Annotated in this window: 12 protein-coding genes and 1 pseudogene; 4 read left to right on the forward strand and 9 right to left on the reverse strand. The window is 40.8% G+C overall.

The window, feature by feature from the left end; all coding sequences use genetic code 11:
* The 7 genes from ACEW8O_RS12655 to ACEW8O_RS12685 all read right to left on the reverse strand — a co-directional run.
* Positions 1–166: SDR family NAD(P)-dependent oxidoreductase (locus ACEW8O_RS12655; protein WP_373495003.1), on the reverse strand; the 166-nt coding region annotated here is incomplete at its 3' end.
* 15 nt (positions 167–181) lie between these two features.
* Positions 182–2,839 (reverse strand): MGH1-like glycoside hydrolase domain-containing protein, encoded by a 2,658-nt coding sequence (locus ACEW8O_RS12660; RefSeq protein ID WP_373494992.1) that lies wholly within the window; start codon positions 2,837–2,839, stop codon positions 182–184.
* Between the two features lie 20 nt (positions 2,840–2,859).
* Positions 2,860–3,681 carry an SDR family oxidoreductase gene (locus ACEW8O_RS12665; protein WP_373494993.1) on the reverse strand — a complete coding sequence of 274 codons (822 nt, stop codon included), beginning with the start codon at positions 3,679–3,681 and terminating at the stop codon, positions 2,860–2,862.
* A gap of 51 nt (positions 3,682–3,732) precedes the next feature.
* Complete coding sequence (locus ACEW8O_RS12670) at positions 3,733–4,461, reverse strand: flavodoxin family protein (RefSeq protein ID WP_373494994.1); 729 nt, start codon at positions 4,459–4,461, stop codon at positions 3,733–3,735.
* A 514-nt stretch (positions 4,462–4,975) separates the two neighbouring features.
* Entirely contained in the window at positions 4,976–5,422 is a 447-nt protein-coding gene (locus ACEW8O_RS12675) for a DUF6789 family protein (protein ID WP_373494995.1), read from the reverse strand.
* A 547-nt stretch (positions 5,423–5,969) separates the two neighbouring features.
* Positions 5,970–6,689 (reverse strand): cysteine hydrolase, encoded by a 720-nt coding sequence (locus ACEW8O_RS12680; protein ID WP_373494996.1) that lies wholly within the window; start codon positions 6,687–6,689, stop codon positions 5,970–5,972.
* Between the two features lie 72 nt (positions 6,690–6,761).
* Positions 6,762–8,345, reverse strand: coding sequence for a sorbosone dehydrogenase family protein (locus tag ACEW8O_RS12685; protein WP_373494997.1), 1,584 nt, complete (start codon positions 8,343–8,345; stop codon positions 6,762–6,764).
* Between the two features lie 423 nt (positions 8,346–8,768).
* Between ACEW8O_RS12685 and ACEW8O_RS12690 the strand changes: the two genes are divergently transcribed.
* Positions 8,769–9,164, forward strand: a complete 396-nt coding sequence (locus ACEW8O_RS12690; RefSeq protein ID WP_373494998.1) for a DUF1622 domain-containing protein — start codon at positions 8,769–8,771, stop codon at positions 9,162–9,164.
* Positions 9,165–9,177: 13 nt separating this feature from the next.
* Here the strand turns inward: ACEW8O_RS12690 and ACEW8O_RS12695 are convergent, their stop codons facing one another.
* Positions 9,178–9,366, reverse strand: a complete 189-nt coding sequence (locus ACEW8O_RS12695) for a hypothetical protein (protein ID WP_373494999.1) — start codon at positions 9,364–9,366, stop codon at positions 9,178–9,180.
* 10 nt (positions 9,367–9,376) lie between these two features.
* A pseudogene (aroB, locus tag ACEW8O_RS12700) lies at positions 9,377–9,559 on the reverse strand (3-dehydroquinate synthase); the annotation flags it as partial.
* Positions 9,560–9,763: 204 nt separating this feature from the next.
* On the opposite strand from aroB, the gene ACEW8O_RS12705 reads away from it, so the two are divergent.
* From ACEW8O_RS12705 to ACEW8O_RS12715, 3 genes are all read left to right on the forward strand, one after another.
* Entirely contained in the window at positions 9,764–10,456 is a 693-nt protein-coding gene (locus tag ACEW8O_RS12705; protein ID WP_373495000.1) for a hypothetical protein, read from the forward strand.
* A 288-nt stretch (positions 10,457–10,744) separates the two neighbouring features.
* Positions 10,745–11,683, forward strand: a complete 939-nt coding sequence (locus ACEW8O_RS12710) for a phosphotransferase (protein ID WP_373495001.1) — start codon at positions 10,745–10,747, stop codon at positions 11,681–11,683.
* Positions 11,680–12,759 (forward strand): ADP-ribosylglycohydrolase family protein (locus ACEW8O_RS12715; protein WP_373495002.1); only part of this gene is annotated, 1,080 nt, incomplete at its 3' end. The genes ACEW8O_RS12710 and ACEW8O_RS12715, both read left to right, overlap by 4 nt.

Consider the following 12,759-nt stretch of genomic DNA (forward strand, 5'->3'; position numbering starts at 1 on the left):
TAAAGCGTGCATTGGGAAATTCACTTTGTAAATCTTCCAAAGCTTCTTTTTTCCGTCCCACCACAGCAAAATCCGTCACTCCATTATCTATCAATTCTTTTACAATAGCTTTTCCAATCCCGGCACTCCCACCGGTAATCAATACTTTCTTGTTTTTCAGATCCATAATAAAATTTTTAGATTATAATTCATTTTCTGTGGGATAGTTGTGAACATAGTCTATTAGTACTGCTACTACTCCGGTCCACCCAGTTTGATGGGAGGCCCCGACACCCCGCCCGTTGTCTCCATGAAAATATTCATAGAACAAGATCAGATCGTTGAAATCCGGGTTTTTTTGATAAATCTCGTGAAGTGCATGTACAGGACGAGCCCCCTCATCGCTTTTCTCAAAAATTGAAATAAGATTACGGGAAATATCATCTGCAATCAATCCAAGGTTTTTCTTCTGGTTCGCATCGTATGGACATTTTACAAGACATTTATCCCCGTAAAAACGGTATAATTCCTTTAAAGACTGTATCAGAAGATAGTTCATGGGCGTCCAAATCGGACCTCTCCAGTTCGAGTTACCTCCAAACAGTCCCGTTCTGGATTCGGCCGGCTCATACTTCAGGTCAAAGGCCTGCCCGTGTATATTGACTACATAAGGATCCTCATGCACCTTGGAAAGCGATCGAATACCGTACCGAGAGAAAAACTCCTTTTCACTCAATAGAGGATTTAACACTTTTGCCAGCCGTTCCCGGGGTACAAGTGATAACAGCAGACCATTTTCGTCAAATGAGTCGATCACCAGATGGCGATGGTTGCTCTGCCTGTATTTTTTGAACCATTTTAACCTTCGGGTGAAATCGGGAAGTTTTTCAAGATATTCACTTTTCACTTTAAGAATTGCAAACAGAGAGGTAAGGCCAACGAGAGAGCGCACTTTAAGAGGAATTTTTTCCCCATCGGGCAGAACTAGAACATCATAGAAAAATCCATCTACATGATCAACACAACCACCGTCCTCCAGTCCCAGGCAGTTAATGGCTTCAGAGATATACACAAAATGTTCAAGAAATTTCGTGGCGACATCTTCAAATCCAGCAGGATCATCCTGGGCGATTTCAAGTGCCATCTCCAGCATATTCAGGCAGTACATCGCCATCCAGCTTGTTCCGTCAGCCTGTTCAAGATGTCCTCCGCTCGGTATTTCGGCACTTCGGTCAAACACACCTATATTATCGAGACCTAAGAATCCGCCTTCAAATACATTGTTGTCGTTTTGATCTTTACGGTTTACCCACCAGGTAAAATTAATCAGTAGTTTCTGAAATACCTTTTTCAGAAAGTCGGTATCTCCTTTTCCTGTTTTCTCTTTTTCCAATTTATACACTTGCAAACAAGCCCAGGCATGCACCGGCGGATTTACATCTCCAAAAGCCCATTCATATGCGGGAATTTGTCCGTTTGGTTTCATATACCACTCTCGTAGAAAAAGAATCAACTGTTTTTTTGTAAACTCGGTATCGAGCATCGCCATCGGCACACAGTGAAAGGCAAGATCCCACGCTGCATACCATGGATATTCCCATTTGTCGGGCATAGAAATAATATCCCGGTTGTTAAGGGTTCTCCAGTCACAGTTTCGGCCATGCTTCCGTGATTCCGGCGGTGGTACTTGTCCCTCATCGCCATCCAGCCATTGTGGCATGTCGATATAATAAAACTGTTTGGTCCAGAGCATTCCGGCAAAGGCCTGCCGCTGAATATTTTTGTGATCGTCATTTCCACCTGTTTTAAACTGAGAATAAAATTCATCAGCTTCTTTTTCTCTCTCTTCAAATACATGATCAAATGATGTTTTAAGCGGATTTTTACTGTGACTTTTTTTCGAAAGCCTCAGGCGTATCTCTTTCTCTTCTTTCCCTTTTAACCCAAGTTTATAAAGCGGTGAGAATTTGGTACCTGAATCAACATTGTCAAAAACAGAGTAATCTCCGCTTACTACGGCATCGTTGATGCTGTCTTTTACCCGTTCGGTGCGATTCGCCTGATCAAAAAGCCTTCTATTATTTGTTTCATTTTCTGTAAAAAGCAGCTTATTTGCTCCATCACAGTAAAAGTGATATTCCTTCAGTTTGGGATGAGACGCCTTTATTTCAGCATAAGATGAGTTTTCTTTCGACAACTTTAAGGAAGGACGTTTGTCCATGAGCCCGAAGCTCCAGAGATTGGTGAACCAGAGAGTGGGCAGCATCGTAAGTTCGGCAGGTTCGTCCGATTTATTGACAACTGTGATTTTAATCAGGATATCCTCTTCATCTGCCTTGGCGTATTCGGTGAAAACATCAAAATATTTATCATGATCAAATACACCTGTATCCAGGATCTCAAATTCGTTCTCATTGATGGATCTTTCCCGGTTTATATGAACAAGTTCCTCATATGGAAACCGGCTCTGAGGATATTTGTAGAGATGCTTCATGTACGAATGGGTCGGTGTGCTGTCGAGATAGTAGTACAGTTCCTTGACATCTTCACCGTGATTTCCCTCTGGACCGGTTAAGCCAAATAGCCGCTCCTTGATAATAGGGTCTTTCCCGTTCCACATAGCTATGCAAAAGTTGAGATTGCAATTATCGTCTGTAATACCCGCAATACCATCTTCACCCCAACGATACACCCGGCTTCGGGCATGGTCGTGAGTAAAATAATTCCAGGCTTCTCCGTTTTCACTATAATCTTCACGGACCGTACTCCACTGACGTTCACTCAGGTATGGGCCCCACCGAAGCCAGTTTGCGGATTTATTGTAATTTGCTACAAGTCTCTTCTGCTCCTCTGTCATCATAATCTTTTTTATATTCTGATTTACCCGTTTTCTGTAAAGCCGGGATAGCAGGTCATGCCCCCGTCGATGAAGATGGTTGTACCATTAATATAATCAGACTCATCGGAAGCCAGCCAAACGGCAGCCGAACCAATGTCTGACGGTTCGCCAATACGTTTGTAGGGAATCAGCTTGTTAAGCTTCTCCAGTGCTTCAGCTGTTTCCCATGCCTCCCGGTTAATGGGTGTTCTAATAGCTCCCGGAGCAATACTGTTTGCGCGAACCTTTCTGGAACCATACTCCTGCGCAATGGTTTGCATCAGCATCACAATGGCTCCTTTTGAGGCGGCATAGTTGGCATGCCCTGCCCACGGTATTACTTCATGAACAGAACTGATGGATATAATCTTACCAAGAGCGGCTGATATCTCGGGGCGCATTCCTCTGCGTATAAATTCGCGAAGTCCCTCTTTCGCACAGAGAAACTGCCCGGTCAGGTTTACATTTATCACCTTTTGCCACTCTTCTAAAGGCATCTCGTGTAGTGGGTAATCACGCTGTATTCCTGCATTCGCAATTACGATATCGACAGTTCCGAAATGGTCAACAGCTTTCTTGAACATCGCTTGCACTTCATCCTCTTTGGTAACATCACATTTGAAGGGGATTGCCTGTCCGCAGATTTTATCATTACAAATATCGTTTGCCACCTCTTCTGCTGCTTCTGGATCCGTGATGTAATTAATAATGACGTTTGCCCCGTCGCGGCCGATTGAAGTTGCAATCGCTTTTCCGATTCCGGAATTTGCCCCGGTAACTATGGCTGTTTGTCCAGTAAGTCGTTTATTCGGTTTTTGATACATGGCTATGTTTTGATTTTTCTATTATTTTTTAACTACCAACAGGATGAACCGTTATGCTGGGGTTTCAAAATTCCAACGGGTACCATCTTCCCACTTCTTTTTGGAGTTGCCATATTCAGAGTAACCTCCATTGGATTTAAGCATATTTGCTAAATGGAGCAGGTTGTAGGTCATAAACGTTGTGTTTTGGTTGGTAAAATCACTTTCAAATCCCACAGGTGGATGTACCTTTTCCCCTTTCCATTCAGTATCGCTATAACTGGGACCGGGTCCAACTTTGCCAATCCAACCACAATCTGCCTGTGGCGGTATAGAATATCCGATATGTTGAAGAGAATATAATATACCCATAGCACAATGCTTGATGCCGTCTTCATTACCGGTAATTATGCATCCCCCTACTTTACCGTAGTATATATACTGCCCCTTAGCATTTGTTTCAGCACTCATACCGTAAAGTCGTTCAATTAGTTTTTGAGCAACTGAAGACTTCTCTCCTAACCAAATGGGCGTTCCCACAATCAGAATATCCGCTTTAATTATTTTTTCGAACAGGGTGGGCCATTCGTCCTTATCCCAATTATGTTTGGTCATATCGGGTTGCACTCCAATGGCCACCTGATGGTCTATCAAACGGATTTCCTCCGTTTTGACATTTTCTTTGTCCATAATTCTCCTTGACACGGCCATCAAAGTGCTTGTATGGCTCTTTAAAGGAGATTTCTTCAAAGTGCAGTTTACATAGATGGCACTTAAGTTACTAAAGTCTGGATTTTTCATATGTTCTATCGTTTAAATTGGCTCTACGGTCAATCCGCAGCCTGCAAAATCGAAATTATTAATCTTAAGGGCATCATAGTTGGGCGCCAACCCAGCTTCTTCCATCTCAATTTTTACAAATCCAAGTTCGGAGTATTATTCACATCCAAAAAGCGATTATCCATGTCATTTATATTTTGAGACTTAAGAAAGTTATGATTGCTTCTCAATAAAAGCTTAAAACAACATTGTAAGCATGTTCGCAAGCTTCCGGGGCTGGGTTCATTTCTTAGTCATGGGGGCAAAAAAGCAATATCTGTCATAACGTTAGCCGCTACGGCACCATATTGATTTTATAGCGTTGGACATAAGGCCCATGTCGGCATGAGACTCGGAATCTGCGAATACGATTATTGCTATTTTATTCATCATAACTTATCCTTTTTACCACTTAATCAATAAATATGGTAAAAGAGTGGCTATCACCTCGTTCGTAGCCTTAGGCTGCATAGCAGTCACTTGTTGTGCAGTAAAATCAGGAGTGAACTTGAGAATTGTCTTTCACAAACAGTGCCACTATAATTCCGAAAATGATGTGTCCTATAATACTTCCGACCATCATTAATACCATACTGCCCTCCATGGGTGGCATTGGAAATATCATTCCCATTATTGCCATCATTATTTGAGCGAAGATGAATACTACAAAGCCGAAGATTGCACCTTTCAAAATGTTGTTGCTTACATTCTTAACTACATTGATAAATAAGAAGGCGTAAGCCAGTGCGAAAACAATTCCTATCATAAAGTGCATGATCCAACCAACTGCAATAGGCATCCCCATCATGCCTGATAGCATTTCAGGCGGGTTCATTTTTGGCATTCCCATCATCGGGGCAACCATCATTACAATTGTCATTACGGCTGTGCCGATAATGCCGCCTAAAAGTGCTTGTTTAATTTTTTCAGTTCTGTTTTTCATATCGAATTTTTTTAGTTAACCTTAGTCTTTAAACTGTCATAATTTAAATATTAGCAAAATATCCAATTGTCAAAATTGTGACATTCTAATAATAGCTTAAATCTTATTTTACTTTCATTCAAAAACTATCAGGTTTAAAAGCGGTCATTACAATCTGTGGATTTGGTGCTTTCAATTCTATACAATACCTCGAATTAAACTATGATATCTGTAAAGAATGATTTGTCGGACTATTGACATTTCCAATCATTTGATTTGGTTCAAAAAATTCCAATTGATTTACTTCCAATCCATGATTGCAGACCAATTATCCCTCAATGAACAAAGCCCAAATCATTTATTTTAAGATGATCCTGCCTATAGTGTTATTAAAATTTGGCTCCAAATTGATGATGGTGACACCATCATCAATTTGGAGCCAAGGGAAGTAAAAAACCACCTTCATACAAAATCATTCTCACCATAGTGGCTCAGATACCTTTTATTTTCAGGTTTGCTATCTCAACTTATTAAAGTGACATGGATTATATGGAGAATAAAGAATAACTTATTTGAGGCTGGCTGAACTTAATGCTTCTTCAAACTCTTCAGTCGTAAACACATGGCTAGTTATTAATCGTAAGTTTATCAAAGCTGCCTGAAACGTATCCAGCCCGGGGAGCTTGGCACTTCCACTGGCATCGGCGATAACGGCTACTTCAAAACCTTCCTCCAATAAATGCCTTGTATGGGATTCTACACACAAGTTGGTCGACATCCCACACATCAGCACTTTTTGGATTTTGTATTTCCGTAATTGCAAATTTAAATCGGTAGTTTGTGGCCCATAAACTTTGTGTGGATTGCAGAGCACAACGTTATCACTGTTCAGATACGGTTTGAATTCATCAAGAAAATCAGCCCCTGAACTTTCAAATCCTTGTAAGTTTAATCGGCCTTTTCGTGTGAACATTTTTTTAACATGCATAAACTTCTCAAGTGCTCCATCGAATTTCCATCCTTGATCGGTAGGAAAATAATAATGCGGAGAAATGAAAATCTTGATATTTTTCTCTCTGGCCAACTTAAATAAGGTTACCATATTTTCTACAGTACGATTTTCTTTTACACTGTCTTTTACAACAGGCCAGGCAGCTCCATCTGAATGAAGAAAATCATTCTGAGGATCTGTCATAACTATTGCGGTGTTACTATCAATTTCGAATCCCGGATCAGGGATTCCAGCCTTGTCTGCTGCCTGGATTACATTCCATTCTGTACTTTTCATAACTTTGTTTGTTTTACTGTAAAATTTAAAGATTTTTCTTCCCTTAATAATGAACTGAAATAGGAGATCAGCTTATCTTTGACCTCTGGTTATTTTCCAGACCATCCCGGTATTTCTTTGATAATCGTATGGTGGAGCCTTCGAAAAGTCTATCTGAACTTCTCCATAATCGACAACATACATGGCACCATCAGGACCGAATTTGACATCAAAAGGACGTTCTATCCCCTTGCCCATCATTCCTCTTTTTGAGGCTGGACCACCGCCAATGTTTTCAGCAAACCTGTTGACTATTCCCGAATTTGGATCTACACGGACGATTCTATACCCTAAGGCAGGGGAATCCTCTCCCCTAAGTGGATTTGTTGGCGGAGCCAAATCCCCCCATTCTGCTATGAACACATGATCTGCCCAATTCCCCCAAGTCTTTGGAGCCACATCCAGCATACTGGGAGAAGAATTAAATTCATGCTTGCCCAATACTACAGAAGGATCAGGAGGAGTCAATCCACTTGCCTCGTGATCAATTACAAAACCTAGTCCTTTGCCAATGGAACTACCACCAATAAAAACTTCTGCCAGAAAAGATTCAGGAGCTTCAAACTTTGAATCAGTAAGTGGTTCACGATTTGCTGAAAAATCAGGTATCCCATACCACTTACCTTCATGGATTCTCAGAGAGGCATCCATATAATCTTTGACCGGCCTCAAGCCTCTTACATCATAGCCGTTTTCCGCCGCAAACATATTGCCATGGGAATCCCAGGTTAACCCTATTAGGTTTCTGAAACCCCATGCATAAGTAGATATAGTGTTCCCGCAATTTTCGGGATCAAACTTCAAAATAGACCCACCGCAAAGCTTTACCCCTTTGATTACCTGACCTGGAGAAGTCTCGATTCCAAATGGAACATAAGCACCGGTAAGTACCAAGTCATCCTCATCCTCTGTTCTGAAATCAGGTCCGAGAAAATTTCTTCCTGTCAATACAATGTCCCTGCATGGTCTGGCTTTTACCTCAGGACTGCGCATCACAAAGGGACCCACATCCATGCCCATCACAGCAGCATTGCCTGCCATTCCTACAGATACATACATCATCCCATCAGGACCTACCTGTATATCATTGATCTGATGTTCTGCTTGATTGTCTATAATACCCGAAAAAACAGGTTCTATCTTACCCTCTTTATTCACCCTTGATACAGCACCTGTCAAATTTTCCGCCCTGTGTGTAAAATAGAACCAACCCTTATGCCAAATCATACTCACCAAAGCGGCTTGGATTCCATGTTTGGATAGGTTTGCAATCTCTACTGTAGTACCATCAGCTTTGAGTTCCATTATGCTCATTATAGTCTCCCGTTCCGGTAAAAAGTCATTTCCGGCAGTCATGATATACATTTTACCCTCATCGTCCCAAGTGACTGATGTAGGTCTATCAAGTTTGTCGGCAACTTTACTTATTTTAAAGCCAGGGGGTAATTTTATTAATGGAAAATGATCCTTGGAACCTACCTTTTTTTCATTTGGAAGTTGATCCAAATACTGACAACCCTGCAGGCTTATCAAAAAGGCAATTAATAAAATGAAGATTTGATTTGGCCTTGTCCTCCCAACAAGAGCCGATTCTATTTTTAAAGTGTTCTTTTTCATAAGTCCGGTTTTTGGTTAAAGAATTGATAAATAGTAAGTATTTGATAATCTTTCTGATCCCTATGGGACTAAAAATTCTTATCTTATCTTAACATTAGGGCCTTGTGAACATCTTAAAAATTCAATACGATGAATCTCTTATGTCTCTATTTCAATGAAAATTACTATTGCTTGACTAAACAAAATTATATATCTGAGACAAAAATATTTTATAGTCTATGTTTGGAATGTTACATATATCCCACCTTTTCTGTAAAGCCCCAATTTAAAAATTTACAAAAATTCAATTGTCATAATTGTGACATTTTAACAATAGTTTAAATCTTATTTTACTTTCATTCAAAAACTGTCAGGTTTAGAAGTGGTTATTACAATCTGTTCTGTATTGAAGTCACTCAATAGAAATTTATTTCAAATCAAAAAATGCATACCAACAAGCGTTGGCAAGCATGTCATAATGGAGGCAATATGTCTGAGGTTGTAAAGCCAATTGCAGAGTGGGGAGCGGCAATAATGGAGGTACTTGGTATATTCATTATTGCCGTGTTCGCAATTTATGCCCTTATCTATGGGGCGATTCGCTTACTGAAACAGGATAAAACCGAATCGTTATTTCTTCAAGTCCGTCAGTCTCTCGGACGAGGAATTCTGCTTGGCTTGGAGTTCCTCGTTGCAGCAGACATCATTTATACCGTTGCAGTCGAATTGACATTCAAAAGGGTTGGCATATTAGCCATTATTGTACTTATACGTACCTTTCTCAGCTTTTCATTGGAGGTTGAACTGACAGGCCGCTGGCCCTGGCAAAAAAAGAAGTAAGATCGTTTATTTGTCAGGCAGGTTCTTTTTCATAGGATTTAATCATACCGACCGCTTGCCGGTATAGATTTATATCAACTTCATGGTCATCCACACCTTTCCCGATTTTATCCAGTAACATGATGGTCAGTTCACCACCCAGATGCTCTCTGAATTCTTCAAGCCCGTGAAGGATCGAGTCATTATGTCCGGGGTGATCCAATTTGAATTACACCAAGAAAGTTTTTTTTACCATACGCATTGATGCGGTTTTTAACACCTATAGATGCATCATTTTGAGCTAAAACGGTGGTTGGAATTCGTATAAGACGTATGCCTCTGTGTGCAATGGCGGCTTCATATCCGGCTGTATCTATGACTGCCCCACCCCCTATAACAGCAAGATAAGAATGTCTTTGGAAAGTCTCAATTTAAAAATTAGCAAAAATTCAAATGTCATAATTCTGACATTTTTAAAAAAGTTTAATTCTTACCTTGACCTACATTCAAAAGCTGCCAGATTTAACAGCGCCCCAGTACTATCTGTGGATGTTTGTGCTCTGAATATTTTTGTGACTTTAGAATGATTCAATTTATGTTCAACCCTAAATGATTCACAAATGAAAAAGTCGTTTATTTTATTATCAGCTTTATTTCTTGTCTATTGCATGGCAAGTTGTGATTTCCAGGAAATCGAAGTGATTGAAGATTTGGAAGCAATTGAAATTGCCGAAAATCCCCCTTTTCCGGAAATGTTTGATGAAACAGATCCAAATGCCAGAGTGAAAATGGATAATTCTGGTGTTTTTGATTTTGAAACGGGCCAGCCCATACCTCAAGCATTTTCCAAACTCAGACGTCATGATAACGGGATCGCAGCTACCATTCATACCAGCCTTTTGGAAGCTAAAGCGGTTTACACAGTTTGGGTGGTCATCTTCGAAAACCCTGAATTATGTTCAGACAACATGTGCGGTGAGGATGATATTTTTAACTCAGAAGGGTTAATTGTCAATGGTGATGGTTCATTCGGTACCCCAGGTGTAAATGTAACGGTCATGTGGGGAACGGGTAAAATAGCGAGTGCAGCCGGAATCGGCACCTTTAACTTATGGGCTGAGGTCAATAATTCTCCCGGTGAAGTTCTCTTCGGACCGGGTCTTATGGATGCCATGGGTTCTGAAATCCATTTTGTGATCCGAAACCATGGGCAGGCAATACCAGGTTTATTGCAGGAACAACTCACCTCATTTGAGGGTGGTTGTGAGGTTAATGGTTGCACAGATGAACAATTTTCCATTCACAAACCTTAGAACAAAAAGCTCTGATTGATCCAGTGATAAATCAGAGCTTTTTATAAATTTTGGGCATCCAGCAGCAAATTTATTCAAGCACAACCAGGTTCAAAGGATTTCCCCCTTTGCCACCTTCAAAGCAAATTGGACCTTATAGTATTCACCCACTGCATTCAGAAAGTCAATTGGGCCTGCATGAAAATCGTGTTTTTTGTAATGGTTAAGACAAAACAAGTACACTTTTGTTTTTTAATTTGTAAAACCTTTTCCTATAATTATATTAATGGCCGCTTAAAATAAAACCCAATGGATATTGACTTTGACCTAATCGAATTCTTTCACAAGGATGAAACTTTAATTTCGATGCAAAAAGCAGGTGAAGGCAATATGAACCTGGTCATACGAGTAAAGACCAATCAGCGCAGCTTTATCCTCAAACAAGCCAAGGCCTATGTAGTAAAATATCCTTCCATTCCCGCCCCATTGGACAGGATCGAAACCGAATACAGATTCTATCAATCCATAGAGAAAATTCTTTTCCTGAAAGAACAAAGCCCCAAAATCCTGGACTTTGTACCTGAAAAACAAATGATTTTGATGGAAGATTTGGGGGAAGTACAAGACTATACCCAACTTTACCAGGACCCAAAAATTGAAGGTTCTATTCTTATAGAACTTCTGGAATACCTGAATCACCTGCACCAAATCATTGCTGAGGGCTTTCCTCAAAATCTGGCCATGAGAAAACTCAACCATGAGCATATTTACCAGATTCCTTTTGAAGAAGGCAACGGGCTCAATCTGGATGCGATACAGCCTGGACTACAGAAACTGGCCAGACCAATTCAGCAAAATCAATTGCTTAAAAAAGCTGTCCTCCGCCTTGGAGAGCGCTATCTTCAAACTGGATCCACCTTGATCCATGGAGATTTTTATCCCGGAAGTTGGATGATGAGTCAAAAAGGATTGATGGTCATAGACCCTGAGTTTGCCTTTGCAGGAGAGCCTGAGTTCGATTTGGGTGTGATGGCGGCTCATCTAAAATTGGCAGGTGTGAACATCGATCTATATAAGTTGATTGAAGCCCATTATTCAAACCCATATAAAATGGATGCCGTCAGAAAATGGGAAGGTGTCGAAATCATCAGGAGGCTGATCGGTGTAGCCCAACTCCCATTACAAAAAAACATAGAGGAAAAAGAAAGCCTTTTGGTGTATGCCGCCCAGCAAATACTTCAGCCATGAAAATTTATATCCGATTCCCAATTGCTATTATTCTTATAGTTTTTATCAGTGGCTGTAAAGAAGTCTCAAAAACTACTGAACAGCTTACAACTCCAGACCTCACAGTAGATTGGGTGGCTGAATCAGGTCTGAGTAGAGAGATATTTCATGATAAGGTTTTGGGATTTTTGATCGGTTCTGCCATCGGTGATGCCATGGGAGCCCCAACCGAAATGTGGAGCAGGCAAGAAATCAGAAAAGTTTATGGCTTTGTGGAAGGCTTGGATGATATGATCCGTGAAAGGTCTCCGGAAGGAACCTGGAAAAGCAATTTATCTGCCGGAGGTTCCACTGATGATACCCGATGGAAAGTTTTAATACTGGATTATTTGGCTAAAGATGGATATGCACACCATCCAAAGAAATTTGCCGAAACATTACATCATCAGTATTTGGCCTATTTGAATGAATCAAGAGAAAGCCCCGAAGTAGATGCCTTTGAACTGGAGAACAGCCTGATGAAATCGCAATGGCTTTTGGAATGGGATAAGGTGAGCAAAGCTTATTTAAAGGGAGATCTGGATAGTTATATTAGTTCTTTGGCCAAATTTTATGGAGGGGAGATGGTTTGCGCAGGCCTACTCTACTCCCCTGCTTTTGGTCTGATGTATCCAAAACAGCCCACAGAGGCTTATCGCGCCGCATTCAGCAACAGTATTTTTGATCTGGGCTATGCCAAAGACCTGTCAGCCATTTCTGCTGCTATGGTTGCAATCGCAATGGATACTGAAGTCACACCTGATAGCCTGATGTTAGCTGTACGTTTGGATCCGGAAGGATTCTTTGAAAGCAGGCTTGTAGGTAGAACGGGCTACAGGATTTGGCTGAAAGCCAAAGGAATCAGCGATGAAGCCAAGAGTCTGGACAGCTTGGATCAGGGAAATTTATTTTATCCCCCTGCATGGCAAAAAGCTTATGAACTTTTGGATGAAAACCTGCAGGACATGCCGTTCCATGCTGGGGAAATATCCATTCAGGTATTTACAGCTATGATTATTTCTGACTTTGATTTTATGAAAACCCTGATATTCCTGACC

Origin of the sequence: Aquiflexum sp. (assembly GCF_041749095.1) — a bacterium.
Lineage (GTDB): Bacteria > Bacteroidota > Bacteroidia > Cytophagales > Cyclobacteriaceae > Aquiflexum.

Excerpts from the sequence above, each read along its gene's own strand:
- ACEW8O_RS12660 (WP_373494992.1), bottom strand. The coding sequence starts at position 2,839 with ATGATGACAGAGGAGCAGAAGAGACTTGTAGCAAATTACAATAAATCC.
- ACEW8O_RS12665 (WP_373494993.1), bottom strand. The coding sequence starts at position 3,681 with ATGTATCAAAAACCGAATAAACGACTTACTGGACAAACAGCCATAGTT.
- ACEW8O_RS12670 (WP_373494994.1), bottom strand. The coding sequence starts at position 4,461 with ATGAAAAATCCAGACTTTAGTAACTTAAGTGCCATCTATGTAAACTGC.
- ACEW8O_RS12675 (WP_373494995.1), bottom strand. The coding sequence starts at position 5,422 with ATGAAAAACAGAACTGAAAAAATTAAACAAGCACTTTTAGGCGGCATT.
- ACEW8O_RS12680 (WP_373494996.1), bottom strand. The coding sequence starts at position 6,689 with ATGAAAAGTACAGAATGGAATGTAATCCAGGCAGCAGACAAGGCTGGA.
- ACEW8O_RS12685 (WP_373494997.1), bottom strand. The coding sequence starts at position 8,345 with ATGAAAAAGAACACTTTAAAAATAGAATCGGCTCTTGTTGGGAGGACA.
- ACEW8O_RS12690 (WP_373494998.1), top strand. The coding sequence starts at position 8,769 with ATGCATACCAACAAGCGTTGGCAAGCATGTCATAATGGAGGCAATATG.
- ACEW8O_RS12705 (WP_373495000.1), top strand. The coding sequence starts at position 9,764 with ATGAAAAAGTCGTTTATTTTATTATCAGCTTTATTTCTTGTCTATTGC.
- ACEW8O_RS12710 (WP_373495001.1), top strand. The coding sequence starts at position 10,745 with ATGGATATTGACTTTGACCTAATCGAATTCTTTCACAAGGATGAAACT.